Raw genomic sequence first — 26,040 nt, 5'->3', positions numbered from 1 at the left:
TAATTAGAACGAAGAATTTGAAGGAGTGAAAATACTGTGTTCCCGTACGCAAACGGATATTATGTAAACCCTTTACGTGCTGCCTATACATCGCCAACTACCCAGTATACTGCACCGATACGATATATTTTAAATCAGCACAATGACTATCGGCGTTGCATCAGTACAGCTGAGTCTGATTTTTTGGCAATGAACCGCCTGTTATGGATGGAACATGTCAATTGGACGAGAATGACCATTATTAGCATTGTCTTTAACTTGCCTGATTTACCATTCGTGCAAGAACGACTTTTACGGAATGCAACTGACTTAGGTAATTGCCTCCGTCCTTTTTACGGTGACCAAATTGCAGATCGTTATGCTGCACTTATTAAAGAGCACCTTGTCATTGCGGCGCAGCTAGTCACTGCAGCGGCGAAAGGTGATACAGCAACAGCAGAGGCAAAGGAGAAGGAATGGTATCGTAATGCAGATGACATCGCTTCATTTTTAAGTCGCATCAATCCATATCTGTGGAAAGAAGATGTACAAAAGATGTTCTACATGCATTTAGCGTTAACGAAAAATGAAGCCGTTACGATGATCCAGAAAAACTATCAAACCGATGTACAGATCTTTGATGAAATAGAGGCTGAGGCACTTGCAATGTCAGATATGATTGCAAATGCAATTGTGATGCAATTTTGTTATCGCTTTTAATACTGCGGCATTTTGAATCTCTAAATAATACCATTTTAATACAAACGATATAACCAGGTTTATCGACAATGTGTAATTGTTCATGACCTGGTATTTTACGTTTCCAATATAGGTGGAAAAATGCGAGCCGTTCTACTTTTCGCATAATAAGCGATTGGTTGATTATCTTGAATGGCGCTCTTTATAAAAGGCGCCATTGTATTTGTTTCAACAAAAGCGTTAACACGCTGTAAACGCCATGGCATGTGACTTATATCGATGCGAAATAAATTCTTTTTCCTCTTTATCCATGAATGATAGCGTTCTACTAACCATCTTTCGAATGCATGACTTTCTATCTCAGCGGCCATTGGCTCAAATGTAACTTGAAATGATTCCTCCATGTTCCTCGTGTTTCGGTAGTTATGAAGAAATGAGCGTATATTCCCCATCCTTCCTAAAGTAATCTCAGCATGACGGTAAGGAAAAAAATGACCTATTGAGGCTATTTGTGCAATAACAGCACGACTCACATCGGAGCTAAAGAAATAGATCCCCTTCTTCTCTCTATATGTCACATACGTACGGACATTTATTTGCAGAAAGGAACTCATTCTAGGAATAGGAGGCATAAATCGTAATCTATGTCCTTTTACTTGAAAAATAACGATTCCAAGCCATGCTTTTTTTTCAAAGACATCTAGGTTTAATTCTTTTGGAATATGTTGCTGTAAGTCATGTGGCGGTATCGGCCAATGAAGGAATACTACATCTTGCCATTTTTGCGTGACTAGCCACGGTTTCTTCCACATAAAATTATCTCCCTTCTGTAGTATCTACTATTTCCAACAGGGGAGTCATTCAAACTGAGCACTAGTTTTAATTATTCAGGATCCAGCTGTTCATTTTCAACATATTGGTAATATAAATTACGTAATTCTGATTCTTTAAAAAGCCCTAAATGACATCGTAATTGCGGATGTAATTTAATTCCTTTTGCTCGTAGCTGCTGTACAAACCAACCTTTTGAATATTTATGCACCTTCACATGCTCCTTTTCTTTTATTCTTACATAGGGTATGCGTAGGCATGGTGTGCGGTGACCTTCATACGACACTTGAACAAATAAAAAAACGAAGGAATTTCCCCTCGTTTTGAAAGTTTTATGTGCCACAAAAAGTTTGGTACGGGCAGTCTGTTGGGTCTGGCAATGTAGCATAGTCCTCTTGTTCAGAAGTATAAGCAAATGGCTTCGCAAGTACTTCAAGCAAGCGTTCCATTACACGATAGTCACTCTGTTCAACAGCCGCTTCTAATGCCTCTTCTACTCGATGGTTACGAGGTATTATTGCTGGATTATTGGCTCGCATTAATTGTTGACAAGAGGCTTTAGATTCCTGTTGTCTTTCGAGTCTTGCCAACCACTTCTCGTACCAGTTTTCAAAATCTTTGCTGCCAAATAAAGCTATTCCCTTACCGAGGGTTAATGCACGGAATGTATTTGTATAGTCTGCTTGATGTTGCTGCATCAATCCAAGAAGTTCTTCAATAAGGGATTCGTCCTGTTGCTCTTCATTAAAAATCCCTAGTTTCGCGCGCATTCCTGTTAACCAATTCGTATAGTACAGCTGTGGATATTGTTGTATTGTTTCTTGAGCTAAATTGACAGCCTCCTGTGGATTTTCATGGATGAGTGGTAGTAGCGTTTCAGCAAATCGAGTTAAATTCCATCCACCAATATGTGGTTGATTTCCGAAGGCATAACGCCCTTGTTTATCAATGGAACTAAATACCGTTGCTGGGTCATAGATATCCATGAAAGCGCAAGGACCATAATCAATGGTTTCTCCACTAATAGTCATATTGTCTGTGTTCATGACCCCATGAATAAAGCCCACCAGTTGCCATTTCGCAATTAAGGAAGCCTGTCGCTTAACTACTTCCTGAAGAAGGTAGAGATAGCGGTTTGGTGCTGCGTTAAAATCGGGAAAATGACGCTCTAATGTAGTATCCGCTAAAATTTGAATGTCCTCATCGGTACCCCACTGTGCTGCATATTGAAAGGTACCAACACGTAGATGACTGCTTGCAACACGTGTCAGAATAGCTCCTGGAAGTTCCGTTTCACGGACTATCGATTCACCCGTAGTGACCACTGCCAAGCTACGAGAAGTAGGAATACCCAGTGCATGCATGGCTTCGCTCATGATATATTCCCGAAGCATCGGTCCAAGTGCTGCTCGACCATCTCCACCTCGTGAATAGGGTGTCCTACCTGATCCTTTAAGTCCGATATCGAAACGTTCCTCATTCGGCGTTATTTGCTCACCAAGTAACAGGGCTCTACCATCCCCTAACATATTAAAATGTCCAAATTGATGCCCCGCGTAAGCCTGTGCAAGTGGGTATGCACCCTCAGGCATTTCATTACCAGCAAGTATCGCTACGCCAGCTTCACTTTGTAACGCATCAATGTCCAACCCTAGCGATTGTGCAACTGAATGATTCAGCACGACCAATTTCGGGGACTCCACCGGATTTAGACTTAGTGCAGAAAAGAAAGTGTGCGGTAGACGAGCATAACTATTATCAAAATTCCAACCTATTTTGTTTGGCATCTTATCTCCTTTTGTTTCTTTTTTATTTATTTTTTCTTCTTTCACACAAACAATCCATGGTTTTTTTTCCCAATACTACAATCCTCTATAAACACAAAAACGCTTAAACTCTCTTTTCGTTAGAATTTTAAGCGTTTTTTATGTAGTTCTGGTTTATCGTGTCTTATCGCACAAATTGATGGGAAGCAATACAATCATTGTCATCTGTTAAAAAATTCACTTGAAAGTACTTATCACTGATTTCTACTATTGCAAAGCTTTTCTCTTTGCGACCACGCGGTTTTAATAAACTTCCTGGATTGATAAATAGGACATCATCAATCATTTCGGCACCTAAAATATGAGAATGACCGAAACAAGCTATCTGCGCAGCGACTTCCTTTGCACGATAGGACAAAGACAAAATGGAAGTTTTGACATTGAATAAATGACCATGTGTCACAAAAAATGTTACGTCGTCTACATCAAATACTGCTTCATCAGGAAAAGCTTTATCTACATCACAATTACCTCGTACTTTATTCATGTCACCCAATGCTGTATGTGAAAAAGCAAGCTCACTATCTCCACAATGAATCATAGCATCTGCATTTGGATAAAAACTACGCACTTTATCTATGACAAGACTGTCCCCATGTGTATCACTCATAACTAAAACTTGCATGGATATCACCTCTTACTTTATAAGATTTGGCAATGTTTCCTTTAGCTTACGAATTGCATTTCCACGGTGTGAAATGGCACCCTTTTCTTCTGCAGTTAACTCAGCCATCATGCGTTTTAAGCTTGGTACGAAAAAGATTGGATCATAACCGAAGCCATTTGTACCACGTTTTTCGTGGGCAATTTCTCCTTCACATGTACCGAATACGGTTGTCGTCTCAAAATTTGGACCTGCAATAGCGATGCAGCAGCAAAATCGTGCTGTTCGTTTTTCATCTTCAACACCTTGTAAATTCGCCAGTAGCTTCACCATATTCGCCTCATCATCATGATCACCAGCATAACGAGCTGAATAAACCCCTGGCTCACCATTTAACGCATCCACTGCTAAGCCACTATCATCTGCAATGACAATTGTCCCAAGTGCTTGTGCCAGTGCCTCTGCCTTTAACACGGCATTTTCTTCAAAAGTAGTGCCAGTCTCTTCTATTTCCATGTCCGGTGCAACATCAAACATTGTTACCACTTCATAGCCAAGCGGTCCAAACAATGCTTCGAAATCTTTGGCTTTGCCTTTATTTTTAGTCGCAATTACAACCTGTGTCATCTTAGCAGCCTCCTCCCACTTTGGTTGCTAGTTCACCAAGAAGTTCTTTTTGTAGTTCGATTAATTCTTGAATACCTTTTTCACCTAATGCGAGCAGTTCATTTAATTCCTCACGAGAAAACGTGGCTTCTTCGCCTGTTCCTTGTAATTCTACAAAACGTCCTGCCCCTGTCATAATGATATTCATATCTACAGCCGCAGCAACGTCCTCTACATAGTTTAAGTCTAAAACGGCGCCTTGTTCCGCTACTATTCCAACACTTGTAGCAGCTAAAAAATCTGTGATTGGAAATTTTGCTAGTTGCTTTTCTTCAGCAAGTTTGGCAATCGCTTGTGTCATCGCTACAAAAGCCCCTGTAATCGATGCCGTACGCGTCCCTCCGTCTGCTTGAATAACATCACAGTCAATCCATACTGTACGCTCACCAAGTGCCTCTAAATCAACGATAGCACGTAATGCACGACCAATTAGGCGCTGGATTTCCATCGTACGCCCGTTCACTTTACCGCGAGATGATTCGCGCGGAGTACGCTGCGCTGTGGCACGTGGTAACATGGAGTATTCCGCTGTAATCCAACCCTTCCCTTGTCCACGTAAAAAACCTGGTACTTTATCTTCAACCGTTGCCGTACAAATAACTTTTGTATTTCCTACTTGGATTAATACGGAACCTTCAGGATGCAATAAATACTCACTATCCATTTTTACAGGACGCATTGCATCCACAGTTCTTCCATCAATTCTTGTCATAATTATTCTTGCCTCCTAAAATCTTTCGCGCACTTATTTTATCATATTTTACAATGGTACGACGATTATCTCTTTACAATATATGATATTTATCATATAGATTGTATTACACTTTCATCTACAAACAATGTAATCATTCTGTTATAGTAAGGCTACTATAGGAAGAGGTGATGGGTCATGCCACAATCGGTGGTTGAGCAAAGTAGTTATACCATAAAGGAAGAATTTTGGAATGCCCTAACACATGGAGTCGGTGCATTTTTAACAATTCCTGCTACCCTTTTATTAGTTTATAAAGCTTTAGCATCTGGTTCAACAACCGAGCTTATTAGTTACATTATTTTTGGCGTTTCAATGTTCTGTTTATACTTAGCCTCTACGTTATATCATGCTATCCCAACACATAAAGTACTACTGAAAAAACTAGATCACAGTTCGATTTTCTTATTAATTGCAGGCACATATACACCAGTTGCGCTAATTGCTGTTGGTGGGAAACTTGGCTGGACCATTTTCATCATCGAATGGGTACTCGCTATCATCGGCATCGTCTTAAAACAATTTTTCGTATATCGCTTTAAGAAAGCTTCATTGCTTGTCTATATTGGCATGGGGTGGCTCATTGTATTCGTCTATAAACCACTAGTCACTTATATTTCATTCGACGGCTTCATGACACTTTTAATCGGCGGCATTTGCTATACAGCGGGCACATTCTTTTATAAAAACAAAAAAATCAAGTACAACCATGCCATTTGGCATCTTTTTGTCATGGCAGGTAGTGCAGCCATGTTCGCAGCTGTGTACCTATTTATTTAGAGATGAACGCTAAAAATAAGCAGTTCTACATTTTGAGGTAAAAAAATCAGCCTAGCTCTCATAAGCTAAGCTGATTTTTATTTTAATGAGATACGTTTTATGTGGAGTGTACCTTGCTCGAGCCAATTTTCTGCAATCGAGCGGAAAATTGGAACAGAACCAGTTGCATAAAATTTATGAGCAGGCACAGCATTTAAATCTCCTAATGTGCCATTATACGCAAGTATTTCCTGAACATCCTTTGCAGTTTCTTCCGCAGATGATAGCACGAAAACATCTTCTCCAACGACAGCTTCAATTTGTTTTTGTAAAATTGGATAATGCGTACATCCTAAAATCACTGTATCAAACTGTTCATTTTTCAACGGCTTTAAGCCTTCTGCAATTAAATTTTTTGCAAATTCACCTTTATATTCGCCACTTTCTACAAGTGGTACGAATGTTGGGCAAGCTAATGGAATAATATGTGTTGACGTATTCAGTGACATCAAGGCTTCCTCATACGCCCCACTTTTAATGGTTCCTTCTGTTGCAAGTACAACGACTTCATGTCGCTTCGTTTTCTTTACAGCTGCACGTGCGCCAGCATTAATAACGCCTAGTACCGGAAAAGGCATATTTCTTTGTAAACTTTCGAGTGCTACTGCAGTCGCTGTATTACAAGCAATGACGAGCATTTTGATATTCATTTTCTCGAGTGCTTTTGCCATTTGCCAAGTAAAATTCCGTACTTCTTGACGAGTTCGTGGACCATATGGACATCTAGCTGTATCACCAATATAATAAATCGTTTCATTTGGTAATCGCTTCATTATTTCCTTTGCTACGGTTAAACCGCCTACTCCTGAATCAATAACGCCTATCGGGGCATTCATACTTTCCGCCTCAATCCTGTTTCATGTGTACATGTAGTTTTTGTAAATAGCTCGATAATTGCCCGACTTCTTGTTCATTAAAACCTACAAGCATCTCCTGCAAATACTGCTGTCTTTTTTCGATAACTTCTTGTATAATTCGTTCGCCCTTTTCGAGAAGATGAACAACAACAACACGACGATCATTTTCGTCACGTACCCGCTTGACTAATTCATTTTTCTCCATCCGGTCCACTAAATCTGTTGTCGTGCTAAATGCTAAGTATAAACGGTTTGACAAGTCGCCAATTGTAATATCACCAAGCTCTTCTAACCACTGTAATGCAACAAATTGTGGCGGCGTAATCGCATATTGTGAAACAATCTCTCTTCCTTTTTGCTTCACAATGGCCGCTATATAGCGTAATTCCTTTTCAACCGTTGCAACGGTTTCAGGTGAGTGCTTTGTTACTTCATCCGACATATAACTATTTCACTCCTAAAAATACGTTGAATAGTTCTATTTTGTCGTTTTTTTCACGAAATAGCAAGTGTCCATTAGTCTAATTTAAATTCTTCTAAGCGTAACAGCTCAATTAACGCCTGAGATCGATTCGTTACACCTAGCTTTTGAATTGTATTGGAAATGTGATTTCGCACTGTTTTTTCACTAATACCAAGTTGCTCTGCAATATCCCTCGTTGTTTTTTCAGCTAATAAAAGCGCAAATATTTCACGTTCTCGGTTTGTTAAAAGAGAACGATGATGAGAGCCATTCATTTTTAGTCACACCCTCCTCCCCCGCACGTATTGTAACTTATGTTAAGGAACGAGTAGCGGTGACGGCTATTTTCATGATTACCACGTGTTTCCACAAAAAATTTGGAAGTTGTTTCTATAAAATATTTAATTTTTATGTAATTGCCAACTTCATTTTCAAAATTACTGCTCCACTAAGACACTCAGGAAAAAATCAAATGACAGCCAAGGAGGTTAAATGAGCTTTTTCTTCCTCCGAGATTGGTACACTCCTTCCTGTTCGCGGATCCATTTGCACAACTGTACCACGCCCTGTAAAACAGACTTCATCCTTTTGGTTTTTCGCTAAGTAATGAATATCCATCGATGAGTTACCAACTTTCGCCACCTTGGTAAAGACACGAATTACATCATCAAAGAAAACTTGTTTTACATAATCACATTGTAAATCAGCTACTATTGGTATACCTTTCACATTTTCGTCTATTGCTGATGGCATGAGTACACCTAGATGTTTAAAATAATCGATTCGTGCTTGTTCAAAATATGTAAAGCTAACTGTATTATTCATATGGCCATACATATCTGTTTCGGAAAAGCGCACACGCACCTCAATAAAAAATAAAAAATCCTTTGCCCACTCCTGAAAGTCTCCAATATAACTTGCTTTCATATTGTTCATCCCCTTATTATTAATCTGCCTCAACGTCATTTGGCTGGTATTGCACATTCACTAAAAGCTACTTCTTTAACAGCAGTTGCAATTTGTAAGTCATGCTGATTGAAGTCAAAATGAATACATATTCATTATATAGGAAGATATTTTATTAGTATAGAAAAAATCTGATATTTCTGTGTTTTATCATGTATTTCCCTCGTTTTATCCATTACTTTCTATAATAAAGAGAACATTCAACTAGTGGAGGTTTTCTTCATCCTCCACGGATTGTACGTTGAACCAATCGGGCTTTTACGGTCAGTTGATTGCCCACCTTGTGACTCGTTCTCCTCTTGCACTTGAGATGGGCGTCTTACTGACCGTTAATGCGGGATAAATATATCAATAAAAAACTCCCCTACACAGAGTGTGTAAGGGAGTATAGCTTGTACAATTAGTCAACAAAGTGGTCAGAACCGAAGAAGTTACGGAACATTTGCACGGTAGTTGCACGGTTTAAAGATGCGATAGATGTTGTTAAAGGAATACCTTTAGGACAAGCAGCAACACAGTTTTGTGAGTTACCGCAGTTAGCAAGACCACCATCACCCATGATTGCATTTAAACGTTCGTCTTTAATCATAGCACCAGTTGGGTGCGTGTTGAAAAGACGTACTTGTGATAATGGTGCTGGTCCGATGAATGAAGCTTTCTCAGACACGTTTGGACATGCTTCCATACATACACCACAAGTCATACATTTAGATAATTCATAAGCCCATTGACGCTTACCTTCTGGCATACGTGGACCTTCACCTAAATCATAAGTACCATCGATTGGCACCCATGCTTTAACTTTTTTAAGTGCGTTGAACATACGATCACGGTCAACTTGTAAGTCACGAATAACTGGGAAAGTTTTCATTGGCTCAAGGCGAACTGGTTCAGTCAATTGATCAATCAGTGTTGAACAAGATTGACGTGGACGACCATTGATAACCATTGAACATGCACCACAAACTTCTTCAAGACAGTTCATATCCCATGCCACTGGTGTCGTTGATTCACCAGAAGCTGTAGTAGGATTTTTTTGAATTTCCATTAATACAGAAATAACGTTCATACCATGACGATAAGGAACTTCGAATTTCTGCCAGTAGCCATTGCCACCTTGTGTATCTTGACGTAAAATTTCAACTTTTACCATTCTTCCAGTATTAGCTGCGATATCCATAATTCTTAGCCTCCTTAAGCAGAGTAGTCACGTTTACGTGGTGGGATTAATGAAACGTCAACTTCTTGGTACGTGATAATTGGCTCACCCGTAGCTGGGTCAAATTTTGCCATAGTCGTTTTTAAGAAGTTTTCATCATCACGTTCTTGGAAGTCTGGTTTGTAGTGCGCACCACGAGATTCGTTACGTAGTAGGGCGCCTTTTGTCATTACTTTCGCTAGGTAAAGCATGTTTTTCAACTGACGCGTAAAGTGAGCACCTTGGTTACTCCATTTTTGCGTATCGTTGATGTTGATGTTTTCCCAACGTTTTAGAAGATCATCAAGTTTTTTCAATGTATCTTCAAGTTGGTCGTTGTAACGTACTACTGTCATAGTAGCTGTCATCATTTCACCAAGCTCTTTATGAAGCAAGTAAGCATTTTCTGTGCCTTCCATTTTCATGATAGCATCCCACTTAGCTTGTTCTTCTTTTACGCGTGCATCAAATACTTCTTGTGGAAGATCTTCAGCATGCTTTTTAAGATGTTTTACGTAATCTACAGCGTTTGGACCAGCAACCATACCACCATAAATAGCAGATAATAATGAGTTTGCACCAAGACGGTTTGCACCATGTTGAGAGTAATCACATTCACCTGCAGCAAATAGGCCAGGAATTTCAGTCATTTGGCTGTAGTCAACCCATAATCCACCCATTGAGTAGTGAACTGCAGGGAAAATTTTCATTGGTAATTTACGTGGATCATCGCCTACGAATTTTTCATAGATTTCAATAATACCACCCAGTTTAACATCTAATTCATGTGGATCTTTATGAGAAAGATCTAGGTATACCATGTTTTCACCGTTGATACCAAGTTTTTGGTTTACACAAACGTCAAAAATTTCACGTGTTGCAATATCACGTGGTACTAAGTTACCATATGCAGGATATTTTTCTTCTAAGAAGTACCAAGGTTTACCGTCTTTGTAAGTCCAAATACGTCCACCTTCACCACGAGCAGATTCTGACATTAGACGGTTTTTGTCGTCCCCAGGAATTGCTGTTGGGTGAATTTGAATGAATTCGCCATTCGCGTATGAAGCACCTTGTTGGTAAACGATAGAAGCAGCAGAACCTGTATTGATAACAGAGTTTGTTGTTTTACCGAAGATAATACCAGGGCCACCAGTCGCCATGATTACAGCATCTGCGCGGAATGATTTAATTTCTTCTGTACGCATATCTTGCGCAACGATACCACGACAAACGCCGTCAGGATCGACTATTGCACCAAGGAATTCCCAGTGCTCATATTTATTAACTAAACCAGCTACTTCATGAGAACGAACTTGCTCGTCTAGTGCGTATAGTAATTGCTGACCAGTTGTTGCACCAGAGAAGGCTGTACGGTGCATTAAAGTTCCACCGAAACGACGGAAGTCAAGTAAACCTTCTGGTGTACGGTTGAACATTACACCCATACGGTCCATTAAGTGAATAATACCAGGGGCTGCATCACACATACCCTTAACTGGTGGTTGATTCGCTAGGAAGTCCCCACCGTATACTGTATCGTCAAAGTGAATCCAAGGAGAATCCCCTTCACCTTTCGTATTAACCGCTCCATTAATCCCGCCTTGCGCACATACAGAGTGTGAGCGTTTTACAGGAACTAATGAGAATAAATCAACTTCAGTACCAACTTCAGCTGCTTTAATCGTTGCCATCAGACCGGCTAGACCGCCGCCGACAACAATTATTTTGCTTTTCGCCATGATTATTTCTCACTCCTCTTAAAAAATTGCAATGATTGCATGTCCTCTTTTAGTTTTCACGTACTTACACAAAAGCTAAAATTGCAGCCACACCCATAACACTTAGAATTACGAAAATAATGTTTGTTACATAAGTAGCAATCTTTTGAGACTGAGGAGATTGTATAATACCCCAGCTTACTAAGAATGACCATAACCCATTTGCTAAGTGGAAAGTTGCTGATAAAATACCAACAATGTAGAATCCAAGCATGAAGGGATTTGCAACAATTTCTGCCATCATGTCATATTCAACTTGCGTTCCAAGTGCTTTTTGAATACGTGTTTGGAAAATATGCCATGCAATGAAAATCACTAGGAATACACCCGTGAAGCGTTGTAATGAGAACATCCAGTTACGGTATGTGCTAAAACGGCCTGTATTTGGTGTAGCTGTAAAAGCAATGAACACACCATAAAAAGCGTGGAACATTAATGGAATATAAATAATTACCCATTCCATTAGTAACAATAGAGAATGTGGAACTAATTCCATTTTCCCTGTTGCATCATTGTAAGCTTCTTCACCGCCAACAGCAGTGAGGTTCAATGATAAGTGGAACGCCAAAAACAAACCTACTGGAATGACACCAAGTAGAGAATGTAAGCGGCGCCATAAAAACTCTCGATCTTTCGACAAGACTGTTACCCCCCTTAGTACTTAAAATAGCACAACAAAGAAGTCACCATTTTGTAAATGAAACTTCATTGACTGTGTATTTCATCATGGTACAATATTATGACATGTTTATTGTACTCTCAAGAGCTACGAGCGTCAAGGTAACTCGGAGTTTTTAACAGTCCTTATTAAAGTAATAATCTAGTACATGGTGCGTCATTTTTTCTCGAAAAATCCATCTTTACATTAACACCCCTAAATTATAAGAAAATTCTAAGAAAGAAGGATATCAATGTTAAATACTCCATCTCCTACAATCTCATCATTTGGATATGAGATAATTCGCGATCATATTCTATCTTCCATCCTTGGTAAACATGAAGATGACGTGCTTTATTGGGCTGGAAAAGAGCTTGCTCGGAAGTTCCCATGCAAAAGTCAAGAAGAAATTATCGCATTTTTCGCAGATGCCTGCTGGGGTACTCTAGAACTTACGAAAGAATCGAAGGATGGACGTATCTTCCATTTAACAAATGAGCCTGCACTTTTACAACTTAAAAATCGAAGCTTTCGACTTGAAGCAGGATTTATAGCTGAGCAGATCCAGCAAGCAAAAGGCTATTTGACTGAGTGCTACGATGAAAAACGTGAAAAGCATCAGCTCGTCATGTTTACCGTCAAGTGGGATGTGAAAGAACGTATCATGAACACTATTCCGACAGAGTAACGAAAAAGGATTGCCATTCCTAAATTGTGAATGGCAATCCTTTGTTATTTTACATTTGAGCCTATCGGAAGTTACGCCCAAAGTTAAAAATTGTTGTAAACATACAGGCTGTGATATTGAATTCTGTCACTCGACCATTCTTAAACTTGAAGCGCTTCTGCTAAATTAAATTCCGCATGTAAGGCATTAGCTGCATGAATCATATCATCCTGGGGTACAACAACGGAAACCTTAATTTCCGAGGTACTTACCATTTTCACGGGGATGCCTTCACGACGTAAACAATCAAACATACGTGCAGCAACACCTGGATTGGACGCCATACCTGAACCGATAATCGATACTTTCGCTAAACCAACTTCAAAATCAGCAAAGCTAAAACCCAATGATAATTTACTATTTTCTAGAACGTTTAGAGCCTCTGCAAATTCCTCTTTCAAAATCGAAAACGATACTGACGGCTTCAAGCCATCAATAATGGCTTGTACAATAATATCAACATTTATGCGATTCTCTGCCAATACTGCAAATATATCTGCTAATGACGCATCTGAATAGGCATCATACCCGACGGTTAAGCGAATAATGTCTGATTCGAAAGCAACACCACGAACGATTAAATTTTTTTCCATTTCAACTTCCTCCTTTAATAAGGTTCCTGTTATGTCCTCCATGCTCGAACGAATAATAACAGGGATTTGGAACTTTTTCGCTAGCTCCACTGCATGTGGATGTAAAATATGTGAGCCTAAATTTGATAATTCTAACATTTCATCATAAGAGATTTCCTTTAACTTTTGTGCTGCTAAAATATGACGTGGGTCAGCAGTATAAACCCCGTCTACATTCGTGAAAATATCTACTCGTTCAGCATGAATAGCTGCAGCGATGGCAACCGCTGTCGTTTCCGCCCCACCTTTACCAAGTGATGTAATGTTCTGACCATCATCAATGCCTTGTTCACCAGCAACCACAACAATTTGCCCCTGCTCAAAATGTTTTTCAATACGCTTAACATCAATTTCTTCGATACGTGCGTTGCGGTGCTTGGCATCAGTTTGTATACCTGCCTGCCAACCGGTTAATGACACCGCATCGTAGCCTACTTCCTGAAGAGCAATGGCGAATAACGCACTTGCTACTTGTGAGCTCGTTGAAAAAAGCACGTCTAGTTCACGCTTTGAAGCATCGTCCGATAAATCGTGAGCCATTTTTGCTAATTCCTTGGTCGTATGCCCCATAGCTGCTGTCACAACCACTACATCAAGCCCCCGCTTTTTTTCGGCAATTGCCTTTTTCGCGACCTCCCGAATACAATCAGTTGACGCTATCGCCGGACCACCAAATTTTAGTACAATTTTCGCCATCGTTATCATTCTCCTTCTAACTCAATTACACCTCGGCGTAACTGTATATTTATTGTGGATTGCACGAACACAATTCACGACTTTCAAAACCCGCGACATCCATCCGAGGCATTAGCCAACACGAAGTTGGTCACTTTAGCATCGCCGCTGCCGCTACGTTACCACTTCACTTTCGCGTAGATTGCAGTAGGAGGAAGCGCTGTTAGCCTAAGATCCACAAACGGTATCACCGTTGTATAGTAAAACGTTTTGGCATTCATCACTCACCTTGATAAATAAAAAACTGAATAATATAAAAAAATCGTCCTTAGAACATCAAAAAGACAGCCCTCACTTAACGTGAAAGCTGCCTGCAACATGTACAATATGAAAGCTTGCGCATGTGTGATAGCTCTCCGAAACCTCAAGAATCGACAGTCTTACATCTCTTAAATGCAAAACCAGCAAAGTATCGGAAACAACGATACTTCACTTCGGCAAGCTTCCCTTTCACACATCCTCAAAGGGTTTGTCCACCCTCCAATGTGCTACTATTAAACCTTGCACCTCTATCATCACTAAAATAGTGAATATTCTATTAATATTTACGTTAGCATATGTCTAGTCCTTTGACAATGCTTGTTGCTGAAAATAAGCATAAATATTGTTAGCTAAATGGACGGGCATGCCTGCTTCTTGTAATGCGAGCTCACTCGCCTCTCGTATTTTCTTCACCGAACCAAAATGCTTTAGCAGCTGTTGCTTTCTCTTCGGTCCAATGCCCTCAATTTCATCGAGTACCGATTGGATCGCATGCTTCTCGTGTTGTTGCCGGAGGAATGTAATTGCAAAGCGATGGACCTCATCTTGAATGCGTTGTAATAAATAAAATCCGTCACTCGTTCGTTTTAATGCTATAACCTCTGGCGGACCCCCAAATAAAAGCTGTGATGTATTGTGCTTGTCATCTTTCGCTAAGCCAGCAATTGGCATGACAAGGCCAAGCTCATCTTCTAGCACTTCTCGCGCAACTTCCATTTGACCTTTACCACCGTCAATTAGTACTAAATCGGGCAATGGCAAGCCTTCCTTTAATACCCTAGTGTAACGGCGACGAATCACTTCCTGCATTGCCCCATAGTCATCATGCTTGGCAGCTGTGCGTGTTTTGTACTTACGATATTCTTTCTTAGCTGGTTTTCCGTCAACAAATACAACCATTGCCGAGACAGCATCTGTGCCGTGCATATGACTATTATCAAATGCCTCAATGCGCAGTGGGGTTGATATGCCCATCGCTTCACCGAGTGCCTCACATGCACCTATCGTTCGCTCCTCTTGTCGTTCAATGAGTTGAAACTTAGCCGTAACAGCAATCTCCGCATTTTTTGTAGCCAAATCAACTAGTTCTTTTTTCTGTCCGCGCTTTGGCGTAAGCACCTTCACATCTAGTAATTCCGTTAAAATTGTTGCATCAATGGACTGCGGAATAAAAATTTCTTTCGGTTTAATATGTTCAAGCTTCTCATAAAACCGCCCAACAAATGTTAAAAACTCTTCCTCCGCATCCTGATAAATTGGGAAAATTGAAACATCTCGCTCAATCAGTTTACCCTGTCGCACAAAAAAGACCTGTACACACATCCAACCCTTTTCTACCGCATAGCCGAATACATCTCGGTTTGTCGTATCACTTGACACAATTTTTTGCTTTTGCATGACTGTATCAATATGAGTAATTTGATCGCGAAATTCCTTTGCTCGTTCAAACTCTAAGTGTTCAGCAGCTGCAAGCATTTTCACTTCAAGCTCTTTTTTAACTGTTTCAACGCCGCCATTTAAAAACTTCGTCATTTCCTCAATCAGGTCGTGATAAATCTGTGCATCAATATCTTTCACACAGGGTGCTAAGCATTGCCCCATATGATAGTACAAGCAGACCTTGGACGGTAATTGCACACATTTTCTAAGTGGATATAAACGATCAAGTAGCTTTTTGGTTTCACTTGCAGCATATGCATTTGGATACGGACCAAAATACTTCGCCTTATCTTTTTTAACCTTCCGTGTCGTAATCAGACGCGGATATTTTTCATTCGTAATTTTTAAATATGGATACGTTTTATCGTCTGTTAGCATGACATTGTATTTCGGATCATGCAATTTGATGAGATTAAGCTCTAAAATAAGTGCCTCTAGGTTTGAAGATGTCACAATATACTCAAAATCCTCAATTTCGCTAACAAGGCGCTGTGTTTTTCCCTCATGCGTTCCAGTAAAATAAGAGCGTACACGGTTCTTAAGGATTTTGGCTTTCCCTACATAGATAATTGTGCCCTGCCTATCCTTCATCAAATAGCAGCCAGGCTGATCTGGTAAAATGTCAAGCTTGCGTTTGATTAAATCATTCATCGCCTACCTGCCCCCCTTTCCTTATATTATATAACGAAAAAAAGCCGCGCACATCTAAAGATGGCCCGGCCTTTCCTTCGTTACTTATTAAGCGTGTTTAGCGATGAAATTTTCTAACGCTTCTTTCGGTTGGAAACCAACTGTTTTGTCTACTAATTCACCATTTTTGAACAATAGTAGTGATGGGATAGACATGATTTGGTATTGCGCTGCAGTACCTTGGTTGTTGTCAACGTCTACTTTTACGATTTTAGCTGCGTTACCTGCAGCGTCCATTTCTTCAAGAACTGGTCCAATCATTTTACAAGGTCCGCACCAAGCAGCCCAAAAGTCTACTAGTACTAACCCTTCTTTAATATCATCTTGGAAAGTTGCATCTGTTGCATGTACAATTGCCATTTGAAATCCTCCTTAATCTTACTATGCTTGTAGTATAGCATGGATAAATTCGCTTGAGCGAACAATCTGCCTAGATTACATAATTTATGAAAAACGAGGATAATAGAGTCGAAAAAGGCATTAAGTTGATTTACTTTGTCAGCTAATTTTCTTGAAAACGACCTTTATACACGTAAGTTAACGTAATAAAGATGTAAATGGCTAATGTAATACCTGTTACGATAATTGATGTTGTAAAAATAATGCCAATCAGGATTGCACTTAATGCGATAATGGCTATCCAAGTTGTAAAAGGGAACCATTTTACCGCATAGGCACTTGTTTTTTCAGGCTGTTTTTTACGCGATTTCAGATGCGCAATCGCAATAATTAACCAAATAAATAGTACGGTGTATCCAAGTGAACCCATTAGGAAATCAAAGGTTTTACTTCCGGCAAATAAAGAAATTATTACACCCATATATAAAGCTAAAGTACACATCAATATAGCATATACTGGAACTTTTCTTTTCGATAAATGTGCAAAGATTTTAGGTATACGCCCGTCCACAGCTTGTGTATACAGAACGCGTGAAGAACCATAAAGTCCAGAGTTCATAGATGAAATAATTGCCAGTATAACAACAGCATTCATAATATGATCAGCACCAGGAATACCAATCATTTTAAATACCATCACAAACGGACTTTCTGGCACTCCGTTTACTTCATTCCAAGGGATTAAGCTTACGATAATAAAGAAAGGCAGTAAATAGAAAGTCACAATACGTACTAAAGTACTGCGAACAGCTTTTGGCACTACTTTTTCAGGATTTTTCGTTTCAGCTAATGTAATACCGATAATTTCAGTACCGCCATAAGAATAAATCACCACAAGCATCGCAGCGATTAAACCTGTTGATCCATTCGGGAAGAAACCACCGTGCTCCGTTAAATTAGAAAATCCAACAGCCGTATGATGCCCAAAAGTAACAAGCAATAAAACTAATCCCGCTATGATGAATACCACAATAACGGTAATTTTAATTAACGCCAGCCAATATTCTGTTTCTGCAAAAACTTTTACTGATAATAAGTTAATGGCTGTCACTAACACCGAAACCGATAATGCAAGTATCCAAATTGGATAGTCTGGCAACCAATATTGAATAAAAATGGCCGCAACAACAGATTCCGCTGCAATATTTAATACCCACATTTTCCAATAGATCCAATCTAGAAAATAAGCTGGATACTTCCCTAAAATTGTTTGTACCAAATCTCTAAATGTTCTGGCTTCGTGATTACGAACTGCCATTTCTGCTAAACCTTGCATAACAAATAACAGAATAATACCACCTATTAAGTACGCAATAAGTACGGATGGCCCTGCCATATCAATAGCTGCGCTACTCCCTTTAAATAACCCTGCACCAATGGCACCACCTAAAGCCATCATCGTAATATGCCGTGAGGTCATTGTTCTCTGTAATTTCTGGTTGTCTTTTTCCATTTCCTTACCTCCTAAAATCAAAAAAAGCATATCGCCTGTTCCTTCATTATGAAATGAAAGAAGAGACGATATGCCATAGCAAACCGCGGTACCACTCTAATTGGTTCTATGAACTAAGAACCCAACTTAAAAACCTTGTAACGAAGGTTAATCGTCAAACAAATAGAATAATCCGTCAATTCCATTTATCTTACCACTCCTAGGCAAGTTCAAAGTCTTATTGGACTGCGTTGCACCATCCCGCAGCTCTCTTCACCAAATAATGAGCTTTTACTACTCCTAATCTTTGCGTTTCAAAATATTATTATTGAAAAATTTAATTAATAACCATCACTATACGGACTAAAATACACTCTGTCAATATTTTATTTTGCAATAACTTTCAAAATGCACACAATCTTACACAAATAGTCGCTAAAAATGATGTCACACAAAAAAGCAGGGAAGATAAATCCTCCCCGCATGACAAGTCTAAAACTATTAATTATGCATTCACTTTTAACGCTTTGAATTCTTCGATTAGAAGCGGCACTACTTCAAATAAATCGCCCACAATACCATAATCCGCAATTTTAAAGATATTTGCCTCTGAGTCTTTATTAATCGCTACGATTACTTTTGAATTCGACATCCCTGCTAAGTGTTGGATTGCTCCAGAAATACCCGCTGCAATGTAAAGATCTGGCGTTACAACTTTACCAGTTTGACCAATTTGTAGAGAATAGTCACAGTATTCCGCATCACATGCGCCACGTGAAGCGCCAACTGCACCGCCAAGTAAATCTGCTAACTCTTTTAACGGCTCGAAACCTTCTTCAGATTTCACACCACGACCACCTGCAACGACAACTTTCGCCTCTGAAAGATCTACACCTTCTGTAGATTTACGAACAACCTCTTTAATGATTGTACGCAGGTTAGTAATTTCTACAGATACTGAAGACGCTTCACCTGATTTATCCGCTTCTTTTTCTAAAGGCGCGATATTGTTTGGACGAACTGATGCTAACACAACACCGTCTTTTACTTTCACCTTTTCAAAAGCCTTACCAGAGTAAATTGGGCGGATGAATACTACATCATCACCAGCACCTTCGATTGAAGTTACATCAGATACAAGACCTGCTTGTAATTTACTTGCGATTTTTGGTGACAAATCTTTACCATTGGCTGTATGACCAAATACGATGCCTGTTGGATTTTCTTGCTCGATTACAGCAAGTAAAGCTTGACCAAAGCCATCTGATGTATATTGTTTTAAATGTGGATGTTCCACTGTTACGACACGATCTGCGCCATATTCGAATAATGGACCTGTAAGATTTGCTACAGCATCCCCTAAAAGAACACCAACAACCTCACCGCCATCAGCGATTTGTTTTGCTGCTGCTATTGCCTCGAAAGATACGTTACGTAAGCTTCCTTCACGAACTTCACCTAATACTAATACTTTTTTTGACATAGTATATTCCCTCCGTTACCCTTTAAGATTCGATTTACATCATCCATTACACCTTGGCGTATTACATCCAGATTCTGAATTGTACGTTTGCCTGCACAATGCCCGCCATGTTGTCGGTTCGGTAAAGCCACAAGGACGTGGTATTGTTACCGATGCAGGTCAAGCTAACCATTGTCGCATGGAAGCGACGAATTTAAGCTAGATTCCTTTCAAAATCTGTAACATCCGACCGAGGCTTTATCTTCGTTCCTTTGTGTTTTGGTACCCACTAAAAAAGGAGTAACACTCGTATTCATCTCCCCCTATTGAGGTTCGAGTCTGTTGTGACTGTCACTTCGCTTTCGCCACAAAATACATAACAGAATAAAGATAACAATGACTTAAACTACTTTTGCCTCTGTATGAAGTAGGTTTACGAGCTCTTTTACTTGTGCAGAAAGTTCACCTTCAAGAATTCGACCTGCTGCTTTTTGAGCTGGTAAGTAAATATCTACTGTTTCTACTTTTACTTCTACATCATCTTCATCGATATCTAAATCATCTAACTCAAGCTCTGCAAGCGGTTTCTTTTTCGCTTTCATGATACCTGGTAAAGATGGGTAACGTGGCTCGTTTAATCCTTGTTGAGCTGTTACTAAAAGTGGTAAAGACGTCTCAATTACTTCTGAATCTCCTTCAATATCACGCACGATTTTTGCAGATGTGCCATCGATTTCAAGGTTTGTAATTGTCGTTACATAGTTGATGCCCAATAAATCAGCAACTCGCGGTCCTACTTGACCAGAACCACCATCAATGGCAACATTACCTGTTAAAATTAGGTCAGCATCTTTATCTTTTAAGTACTCAGCTAAAAGGTAAGCTGCTGCGTTTTGATCTAATTCATCTAAATCATCTTCTGTATTAATAAGAACCGCTTCATCGGCACCCATTGCTAGAGCAGTACGTAATTGCTTTTCTGCATCTTCTCCACCAATTGTGACAACAGTTACTTTACCGCCTGCCGCGTCACGTACTTGGATTGCTTCTTCAATTGCGTATTCGTCATAAGGATTAATGATGAATTCAGCGCCATCCTCTTGGATTTTCCCACCAGAAACAACGATTTTTTCTTCTGTATCAAAAGTACGTTTAATTAATGCAAAAATATTCATAAATCCATACCTCCTGAAACGTTTTTTTAATTTCTAAGTAAACTTGTAAATATTATATATTTTCAGAGTCGATAACCCCTTTGTAGTTTGTTATCGACTCTGATGGAATCTATTTGCCAGTAAACACAGGCTCACGTTTTTCGATAAATGCTTGAATACCTTCTTTCGCATCTTCCGTTACAAATACCGTACCAAAGGATTGTGCTTCTACTTCAATGCCTTCATAAAATGAAGCCGGCTTTGCATATTGCAATGCTTGAATGGCTGCTTTTAAGGCAACCGGACTCTTCTTCGCAATTTTCTTCGCAACCTTTATTGTTTCTTCAAGTAAAACTTCATCAGTAAATGCACGGTTTGCTAAGCCCCATTGCACAGCGTCTAAACCAGAAATAGGTTCACTTGTAAACAGCATTTCCGCAGCTTTCGCAACACCTACATAACGTGGAAGACGTTGAGTGCCACCAAACCCAGGAATAAGGCCTAGTTGTAATTCAGGCAACCCTAATTTTGCAGATTCTGTCACAAAGCGCATATGGCAACTCATTGCTAATTCAAGGCCACCGCCGAGTGCTGCACCGTGAATCGCTGCAATAACTGGCTTCGAAAATGTTTCTACACGTTCAAATACTTGTTGCCCCTTACTTGCTAGCTTAGTGAACTCTGCGCCCGACTCAACTTCTGTAAACTCTTTAATGTCTGCACCTGCTGAGAAGAAACGACCTTCACCATGAAGAACAAGGACACGTACTGTGTCATCATTTTCTACAGCATCTAATACAGCATTTACTTCTGCAATAATGCCGCGAGATAATGCATTTGCTGGTGGACGCGCAATCGTAATAATCGCTACTCCATCTTCAACTTTCCAACTTAGAAATTCCATTTCTCCACATCCCTTTACGCTTTAATGCCGTTCAGTATTAATGCCTGAACCTTTGGAACCTGTTCTATCAAATCGTATCGATAGTCATTCATAACCCACGACGTAATGGTCTCATCAATTGTTCCAAACACCATTTGTCGTGCCAAGCGTACATCCATCGTTTGATTGAACTCACCTGATAACATGCCTTCAATTAAAATTTGATCAAGCAATTGTAAATACTCTCTTAATACTGCATTGATTTTTAATCGTAAATCCTTGTTTGATTGTCTAAGTTCTAATTGTGTGACGGTTGCTAGGTATCGATCAGTCGCTAGAACATTAAAATGATTTTCAATCATTCGTGAAAGCTTGTCTCTCGACGTACTTCCATTTTCTATTATATCTTGTAATGACTCTACAAAAACAGCCATTTTTTCATTAAAGACAGAAATTAATATATCTTCTTTATTTTTAAAATATAAATAGATTGTTCCATCGGCCACCCCTGCCTGTTTTGCGATCTTCGATACTTGCGCTTGGTGATACCCATTTTCTGCAATAACGATGACAGCTGCATCAACAATTTGCTTATATTTAGGCTTATCTCGTTTCACTCTTATATCACCACCTAAAAAAACATACCCACGCCCGCTTACATTCGTATCAGCAACAACGATGATTACGACATTGCTGAAGCTAACTTCTGTAAAAAAAGCAGCTATCTGCGAATTCGACCATCTTGTTGTCCTCAAAAGTTGACGAACTCGGAATGAAATGTACACATACACTTTCATCAGAGTCGCGAAACAACATGGAGGATGTGGCGTGATTACCGAAAAATAAAAATACGAAAATATGAATGGTCATTCATTCATATTTTCATATTATATTCTACATACTCGCTTGTCAATACTTTATCACGTAGTTATTTTGCTTCCTTAGCCGCCATTTTTGTTTTTTCTTCTTCCACTAATGTACGGCGTAAAATTTTGCCGACTGCCGTTTTTGGTAGTTCATCTCGGAACTCGTAATAGCGCGGAACTTTAAAGGAAGCTAGATGTTGACGGCAATATTTATTTAATTCGTCTTCAGTTAACGAAAATCCTTCTTTAAAAACAATATAAGCTTTTACCGTTTCTCCACGGTATGGATCTGGAATACCTGCTACCACGCATTCCTGAATTTCTTCACGTTCGTATAATACTTCTTCGACTTCTCGTGGATAAATATTAAAGCCACCTGCAATAATTAAATCTTTCTTACGGTCAACAACATAGAAGAACCCATCTTTATCCATATAGCCAAGATCACCAGTTAAAAACCAACCATCTGCAAACGTCGCAGCCGTATCTTCTGGACGATTCCAGTAACCTTTCATGACTTGAGGTCCTTTCACAGCGATTTCGCCAACTTCACCAACTGGAAGCTGCTCTATATCCCCCGTACGAAGAATCACTGAATCCGTATTTGGCCATGGTAAGCCAACTGAACCGATAACGCGCTTACCCCAAATCGGCGTTGAATGTGTAACTGGCGAAGTTTCTGTTAAACCATATCCTTCTACCAGTTTTCCCCCTGTTACTTCCTCAAACCGCTCTTGAACCTCTACTGGTAATGAAGCAGATCCACTTAAACAGGCCTTAATTGACGATAAATTATACTTTGCAATATCTGGATGATTTAATAGACCAATATATAATGTTGGTGCACCTGGGAATAACGTAGGTTTTTGCTTATCAATTGTTTTCAAGGCTGTTTCCGCATCAAACTTCGGTAGCAACACCATTCTATTTTGCGTGAATACAGATAACAACATCACAGTTGTCATTCCGTATACATGGAAAAACGGAAGTACACCCATAATCGTCTCTTCACCTTGTACACATTTATACATCCATGCATCGCACATTGTCGTATTGGCAATTAAATTTTTATGAGTCAGCATTACACCTTTCGGAAAGCCAGTCGTTCCCCCTGTATATTGCAATAAAGCTAAGTCTTCTTCAAAATCAAACGGAATATCGATCATTTTCACCGGTGCTGATCGCATGATTTCTGTAAATAGATGATTTTGTCCGCTATGTTCAACCTTTACACTAAAGCCGTACTGCTTCTTTTGAATAAAAGGATACACTAAGTTTTTAGGAAATGGTAAGTAATCTTTAATCGCTGTGACAATAACGTTTTCAAGTGCTGTTTCTTTCATGATTTTCATCACGCGTGGATACAATATATCCATTACTAAAATAACCTTCGCACCAGAATCAGCCATTTGATATTGTAACTCTCGTTCGGTATAAAGTGGATTTGTCTGTACAACAACTGCCCCCACATACATTGCTCCATAGTAAGCAATCACACTTTGCGGTGTATTTGGAAGCATAATCGCCACACGATCTCCTTTTTCCACCCCAAGTGATTGTAAATAGTTTGCGAACCTTAGTGCAGACTCGTATAGCTCGGTGTACGTCAAATCCTTACCCATAAAATGAATCGCTACTTTTGATGGATTCTTTTTATAGGCACGTGTCAAAAACTCTTGCACAGGAATTTCCTCAAACGTTAAAGACGATGGTACTTCTTCAGGATAATTTGCTAGCCATGGTTTTGTTGTCATACGTCCTCTCCCCTTTGTCCCAAACTTTGTAAATTCTTATTTTAATTATAATGAAAAAAGAATACACTTTCAAACACAAAATAGAAAATAAATGCATTTCCGATTAATTATTATGCATTTTACAACATTAATATGACTGTAACACAAAGGGTTTTATGTTGATTCCCCCTATGAATACTCATTCATTCTTTCTTTTTTTATGTAAACGAAATGGCTAATATTTCTATAGCCGAAAAACAATTTTTTATGCGAGGGAATTATATTATAAAGAGAATATTAATGGAGATTGGTAGAATTTTGCGATATTGTCTATGTTTCGATGTGGTGTCTGGCCACTGTGAAGTTTTCACCTAAGCGATACTTGAGGCTACCTGAGCGATTCGATGCTTCACCTGAGCGGTAACTTGAAACTATCCGAGCTGTCCAGTGGCCTATCTCTATTCACCTTCACTATTCTAAAGTTGATACATCATCTGATTATTGTGCCCTTCTTTCTTCTTGCAATAATCTTGTAGTATTCTTTTCGCAATATGTCTATTTGATATTTCTAAAAAATGACGTGCAGCTTCTGTATTAATTTGATTACCAATTAACAAGCGATAATCATTTAGTGCCTGATGATGCGCTACTTTATCATATGTTTTACAAAGTGGGCAAAACCAATTTTTCTTCAATCGAATTAGCTTAGACTGGGAACAATGACGACAATAAATGCCACGTAGAATAGCTTGAGGGTCAATTTTATAGTAAGTACACAATGGGGGATATCGATATTCATGATGGTGTGTCAATAAAAGATTGGCAATTTCAACAGACATTATTTCTCTTTGCGATTGCTTATTTAAGATATGTTGTCTTAGAAAATAAATCAGTTCCCGCATCATTAAAACTGGAAATTTCCCATCTTCATAGTGAATATCCGCATTATTGAATGGAAAAACAATGACGCCTGTCACTCCAATTTCAAGCTGTTGTTGTTTAAAAAATGTATCCAAACCCAAAACATATTCCTCCAGTTGAATTTCTGGATGATTAAAAATATGCTTATCTCCGTTTTCTAAGGTGCGCACCATACGACGTGGTCTACACTTAAGGTCAATACGACCACGGATATTTTTGCTTTCGATAATAATAACGTCATAGGGGGTAATGACCACGATATCTAATTGTATAGGCATAGGAGTCGTAAAAGTAATATTGTGCAGAATATAAATTTCATTTGAAGAAGCCATCTTTTGTAGCTGTTCCATAATTCGTTTCTCTCCTAAATCGCCAGCCTCTAGTTGCTGCAGATCCTGTATGATTTTATTATAGTGTGAATGATTTTTCTCTAGTCGTTGAACCAAAGCACGAAGTCCATAGACCATTTTTGTTTCCTCAAAAGGTTTTAAAATCAATCTAATCCCTCCTTTTTTGCCTCGACTATAGCATCTTTTTTTACCTTTGCCTATAGCTTTTTTCAAACTAAAATTTTGCCCCTCCCAAATCGAGGGATATATCAATTTTA

General features: G+C 39.2%; 26 protein-coding genes, 1 riboswitch and 1 other annotated feature. Of the genes, 3 read left to right on the top strand and 23 right to left on the bottom strand.

From position 1 onward, the window contains the following. Window positions 1-36: 36 nt before the first annotated feature. Entirely contained in the window at window positions 37-699 is a 663-nt protein-coding gene (locus ACQKII_RS16090; protein ID WP_427460897.1) for a hypothetical protein, read from the top strand. A 95-nt stretch (window positions 700-794) separates the two neighbouring features. Here ACQKII_RS16090 and ACQKII_RS16085 read toward each other — a convergent pair whose 3' ends face one another. From ACQKII_RS16085 to rph, 6 genes are all read right to left on the bottom strand, one after another. After that, on the bottom strand, window positions 795-1,490 hold the full coding sequence (locus ACQKII_RS16085; RefSeq protein ID WP_427460895.1) for a YqjF family protein: 696 nt from the start codon (window positions 1,488-1,490) through the stop codon (window positions 795-797). 71 nt (window positions 1,491-1,561) lie between these two features. Next, on the bottom strand, window positions 1,562-1,720 hold the full coding sequence (locus ACQKII_RS16080; protein ID WP_427460893.1) for a DUF2639 domain-containing protein: 159 nt from the start codon (window positions 1,718-1,720) through the stop codon (window positions 1,562-1,564). A gap of 121 nt (window positions 1,721-1,841) precedes the next feature. Next, entirely contained in the window at window positions 1,842-3,296 is a 1,455-nt protein-coding gene (locus ACQKII_RS16075) for a protein adenylyltransferase SelO (protein ID WP_427460891.1), read from the bottom strand. Window positions 3,297-3,459: 163 nt separating this feature from the next. Next, window positions 3,460-3,960 carry a metallophosphoesterase gene (locus ACQKII_RS16070; protein WP_427460889.1) on the bottom strand — a complete coding sequence of 167 codons (501 nt, stop codon included), beginning with the start codon at window positions 3,958-3,960 and terminating at the stop codon, window positions 3,460-3,462. Window positions 3,961-3,972: 12 nt separating this feature from the next. After that, on the bottom strand, window positions 3,973-4,566 hold the full coding sequence (locus ACQKII_RS16065; RefSeq protein ID WP_427460887.1) for an XTP/dITP diphosphatase: 594 nt from the start codon (window positions 4,564-4,566) through the stop codon (window positions 3,973-3,975). Between the two features lies 1 nt (window position 4,567). Next, window positions 4,568-5,317, bottom strand: coding sequence for a ribonuclease PH (gene rph, locus ACQKII_RS16060; RefSeq protein ID WP_427460885.1), 750 nt, complete (start codon window positions 5,315-5,317; stop codon window positions 4,568-4,570). 177 nt (window positions 5,318-5,494) lie between these two features. Between rph and trhA the strand changes: the two genes are divergently transcribed. Beyond that, window positions 5,495-6,136, top strand: coding sequence for a PAQR family membrane homeostasis protein TrhA (gene trhA, locus ACQKII_RS16055; RefSeq protein WP_427460883.1), 642 nt, complete (start codon window positions 5,495-5,497; stop codon window positions 6,134-6,136). A gap of 77 nt (window positions 6,137-6,213) precedes the next feature. Here trhA and racE read toward each other — a convergent pair whose 3' ends face one another. From racE to ACQKII_RS16020, 7 genes are all read right to left on the bottom strand, one after another. Continuing rightward, window positions 6,214-7,011 carry a glutamate racemase gene (gene racE / locus ACQKII_RS16050; protein WP_427460881.1) on the bottom strand — a complete coding sequence of 266 codons (798 nt, stop codon included), beginning with the start codon at window positions 7,009-7,011 and terminating at the stop codon, window positions 6,214-6,216. Between the two features lie 10 nt (window positions 7,012-7,021). Next, window positions 7,022-7,474 carry a MarR family winged helix-turn-helix transcriptional regulator gene (locus ACQKII_RS16045; protein WP_107923450.1) on the bottom strand — a complete coding sequence of 151 codons (453 nt, stop codon included), beginning with the start codon at window positions 7,472-7,474 and terminating at the stop codon, window positions 7,022-7,024. A 74-nt stretch (window positions 7,475-7,548) separates the two neighbouring features. Beyond that, window positions 7,549-7,770, bottom strand: a complete 222-nt coding sequence (locus tag ACQKII_RS16040; RefSeq protein WP_004226437.1) for a helix-turn-helix domain-containing protein — start codon at window positions 7,768-7,770, stop codon at window positions 7,549-7,551. 193 nt (window positions 7,771-7,963) lie between these two features. Further along, a complete protein-coding gene (locus ACQKII_RS16035) occupies window positions 7,964-8,422 on the bottom strand; it encodes an acyl-CoA thioesterase (RefSeq protein ID WP_427460879.1) in 459 nt (152 codons plus the stop codon). A gap of 439 nt (window positions 8,423-8,861) precedes the next feature. After that, window positions 8,862-9,641: a succinate dehydrogenase iron-sulfur subunit gene (gene sdhB, locus ACQKII_RS16030; protein ID WP_010860111.1), complete on the bottom strand. Its 780-nt coding sequence runs from the start codon at window positions 9,639-9,641 to the stop codon at window positions 8,862-8,864. A gap of 14 nt (window positions 9,642-9,655) precedes the next feature. Further along, window positions 9,656-11,401 carry a succinate dehydrogenase flavoprotein subunit gene (gene sdhA / locus ACQKII_RS16025; protein WP_427460877.1) on the bottom strand — a complete coding sequence of 582 codons (1,746 nt, stop codon included), beginning with the start codon at window positions 11,399-11,401 and terminating at the stop codon, window positions 9,656-9,658. 64 nt (window positions 11,402-11,465) lie between these two features. Continuing rightward, complete coding sequence (locus ACQKII_RS16020; protein WP_427460875.1) at window positions 11,466-12,080, bottom strand: succinate dehydrogenase cytochrome b558 subunit; 615 nt, start codon at window positions 12,078-12,080, stop codon at window positions 11,466-11,468. A 271-nt stretch (window positions 12,081-12,351) separates the two neighbouring features. Here ACQKII_RS16020 and ACQKII_RS16015 point away from each other — a divergent pair, with 271 nt between their 5' ends. Next, window positions 12,352-12,786, top strand: a complete 435-nt coding sequence (locus ACQKII_RS16015; protein ID WP_427460873.1) for a YslB family protein — start codon at window positions 12,352-12,354, stop codon at window positions 12,784-12,786. Window positions 12,787-12,926: 140 nt separating this feature from the next. On the opposite strand, the gene ACQKII_RS16010 is transcribed toward ACQKII_RS16015, so the two are convergent. From ACQKII_RS16010 to ACQKII_RS15965, 10 genes are all read right to left on the bottom strand, one after another. Beyond that, entirely contained in the window at window positions 12,927-14,153 is a 1,227-nt protein-coding gene (locus tag ACQKII_RS16010; RefSeq protein ID WP_427460871.1) for an aspartate kinase, read from the bottom strand. A 380-nt stretch (window positions 14,154-14,533) separates the two neighbouring features. After that, a riboswitch (Lysine riboswitch) is annotated at window positions 14,534-14,712 on the bottom strand. A gap of 41 nt (window positions 14,713-14,753) precedes the next feature. Further along, a complete protein-coding gene (gene uvrC, locus ACQKII_RS16005; protein WP_427460869.1) occupies window positions 14,754-16,544 on the bottom strand; it encodes an excinuclease ABC subunit UvrC in 1,791 nt (596 codons plus the stop codon). A gap of 87 nt (window positions 16,545-16,631) precedes the next feature. Then, on the bottom strand, window positions 16,632-16,943 hold the full coding sequence (gene trxA, locus ACQKII_RS16000) for a thioredoxin (RefSeq protein ID WP_427460867.1): 312 nt from the start codon (window positions 16,941-16,943) through the stop codon (window positions 16,632-16,634). A gap of 142 nt (window positions 16,944-17,085) precedes the next feature. Next, complete coding sequence (locus ACQKII_RS15995) at window positions 17,086-18,435, bottom strand: amino acid permease (RefSeq protein ID WP_427460865.1); 1,350 nt, start codon at window positions 18,433-18,435, stop codon at window positions 17,086-17,088. A 58-nt stretch (window positions 18,436-18,493) separates the two neighbouring features. Beyond that, window positions 18,494-18,731, bottom strand: a binding site (T-box leader). A gap of 188 nt (window positions 18,732-18,919) precedes the next feature. Then, complete coding sequence (locus ACQKII_RS15990; RefSeq protein WP_427460863.1) at window positions 18,920-19,897, bottom strand: electron transfer flavoprotein subunit alpha/FixB family protein; 978 nt, start codon at window positions 19,895-19,897, stop codon at window positions 18,920-18,922. A 380-nt stretch (window positions 19,898-20,277) separates the two neighbouring features. Further along, on the bottom strand, window positions 20,278-21,051 hold the full coding sequence (locus ACQKII_RS15985; protein WP_107949938.1) for an electron transfer flavoprotein subunit beta/FixA family protein: 774 nt from the start codon (window positions 21,049-21,051) through the stop codon (window positions 20,278-20,280). Window positions 21,052-21,160: 109 nt separating this feature from the next. Further along, window positions 21,161-21,934 (bottom strand): enoyl-CoA hydratase, encoded by a 774-nt coding sequence (locus ACQKII_RS15980; protein WP_427460861.1) that lies wholly within the window; start codon window positions 21,932-21,934, stop codon window positions 21,161-21,163. Between the two features lie 14 nt (window positions 21,935-21,948). After that, window positions 21,949-22,530, bottom strand: a complete 582-nt coding sequence (locus tag ACQKII_RS15975) for a TetR/AcrR family transcriptional regulator (protein WP_036131589.1) — start codon at window positions 22,528-22,530, stop codon at window positions 21,949-21,951. Between the two features lie 311 nt (window positions 22,531-22,841). Further along, the gene (locus ACQKII_RS15970) at window positions 22,842-24,533 is read right to left on the bottom strand and encodes an AMP-binding protein (protein ID WP_427460859.1); all 1,692 of its coding nucleotides are present in this window, start codon (window positions 24,531-24,533) and stop codon (window positions 22,842-22,844) included. 455 nt (window positions 24,534-24,988) lie between these two features. Next, entirely contained in the window at window positions 24,989-25,996 is a 1,008-nt protein-coding gene (locus ACQKII_RS15965; protein ID WP_427460857.1) for a nuclease-related domain-containing protein, read from the bottom strand. Window positions 25,997-26,040 lie beyond the last annotated feature (44 nt).

This window comes from Lysinibacillus sp. NPDC048646 (assembly GCF_050272295.1).
In the GTDB taxonomy this organism is placed as follows: Bacteria; Bacillota; Bacilli; order Bacillales_A; family Planococcaceae; genus Lysinibacillus.
Note: the sequence above shows the minus strand (reverse complement) of the source record. Positions and strands in the feature narration are given on the sequence as shown.

What these genes read in the sequence shown, in the direction of transcription:
- ACQKII_RS16085 (WP_427460895.1), bottom strand. Translation starts at nt 1,490, where the DNA reads ATGTGGAAGAAACCGTGGCTAGTCACGCAAAAATGGCAAGATGTAGTA.
- ACQKII_RS16075 (WP_427460891.1), bottom strand. Translation starts at nt 3,296, where the DNA reads ATGCCAAACAAAATAGGTTGGAATTTTGATAATAGTTATGCTCGTCTA.
- ACQKII_RS16070 (WP_427460889.1), bottom strand. Translation starts at nt 3,960, where the DNA reads ATGCAAGTTTTAGTTATGAGTGATACACATGGGGACAGTCTTGTCATA.
- ACQKII_RS16065 (WP_427460887.1), bottom strand. Translation starts at nt 4,566, where the DNA reads ATGACACAGGTTGTAATTGCGACTAAAAATAAAGGCAAAGCCAAAGAT.
- rph (WP_427460885.1), bottom strand. Translation starts at nt 5,317, where the DNA reads ATGACAAGAATTGATGGAAGAACTGTGGATGCAATGCGTCCTGTAAAA.
- trhA (WP_427460883.1), top strand. Translation starts at nt 5,495, where the DNA reads ATGCCACAATCGGTGGTTGAGCAAAGTAGTTATACCATAAAGGAAGAA.
- racE (WP_427460881.1), bottom strand. Translation starts at nt 7,011, where the DNA reads ATGAATGCCCCGATAGGCGTTATTGATTCAGGAGTAGGCGGTTTAACC.
- ACQKII_RS16045 (WP_107923450.1), bottom strand. Translation starts at nt 7,474, where the DNA reads ATGTCGGATGAAGTAACAAAGCACTCACCTGAAACCGTTGCAACGGTT.
- ACQKII_RS16040 (WP_004226437.1), bottom strand. Translation starts at nt 7,770, where the DNA reads ATGAATGGCTCTCATCATCGTTCTCTTTTAACAAACCGAGAACGTGAA.
- ACQKII_RS16035 (WP_427460879.1), bottom strand. Translation starts at nt 8,422, where the DNA reads ATGAAAGCAAGTTATATTGGAGACTTTCAGGAGTGGGCAAAGGATTTT.
- sdhB (WP_010860111.1), bottom strand. Translation starts at nt 9,641, where the DNA reads ATGGATATCGCAGCTAATACTGGAAGAATGGTAAAAGTTGAAATTTTA.
- sdhA (WP_427460877.1), bottom strand. Translation starts at nt 11,401, where the DNA reads ATGGCGAAAAGCAAAATAATTGTTGTCGGCGGCGGTCTAGCCGGTCTG.
- ACQKII_RS16015 (WP_427460873.1), top strand. Translation starts at nt 12,352, where the DNA reads ATGTTAAATACTCCATCTCCTACAATCTCATCATTTGGATATGAGATA.
- ACQKII_RS16010 (WP_427460871.1), bottom strand. Translation starts at nt 14,153, where the DNA reads ATGGCGAAAATTGTACTAAAATTTGGTGGTCCGGCGATAGCGTCAACT.
- uvrC (WP_427460869.1), bottom strand. Translation starts at nt 16,544, where the DNA reads ATGAATGATTTAATCAAACGCAAGCTTGACATTTTACCAGATCAGCCT.
- trxA (WP_427460867.1), bottom strand. Translation starts at nt 16,943, where the DNA reads ATGGCAATTGTACATGCAACAGATGCAACTTTCCAAGATGATATTAAA.
- ACQKII_RS15995 (WP_427460865.1), bottom strand. Translation starts at nt 18,435, where the DNA reads ATGGAAAAAGACAACCAGAAATTACAGAGAACAATGACCTCACGGCAT.
- ACQKII_RS15990 (WP_427460863.1), bottom strand. Translation starts at nt 19,897, where the DNA reads ATGTCAAAAAAAGTATTAGTATTAGGTGAAGTTCGTGAAGGAAGCTTA.
- ACQKII_RS15985 (WP_107949938.1), bottom strand. Translation starts at nt 21,051, where the DNA reads ATGAATATTTTTGCATTAATTAAACGTACTTTTGATACAGAAGAAAAA.
- ACQKII_RS15980 (WP_427460861.1), bottom strand. Translation starts at nt 21,934, where the DNA reads ATGGAATTTCTAAGTTGGAAAGTTGAAGATGGAGTAGCGATTATTACG.
- ACQKII_RS15970 (WP_427460859.1), bottom strand. Translation starts at nt 24,533, where the DNA reads ATGACAACAAAACCATGGCTAGCAAATTATCCTGAAGAAGTACCATCG.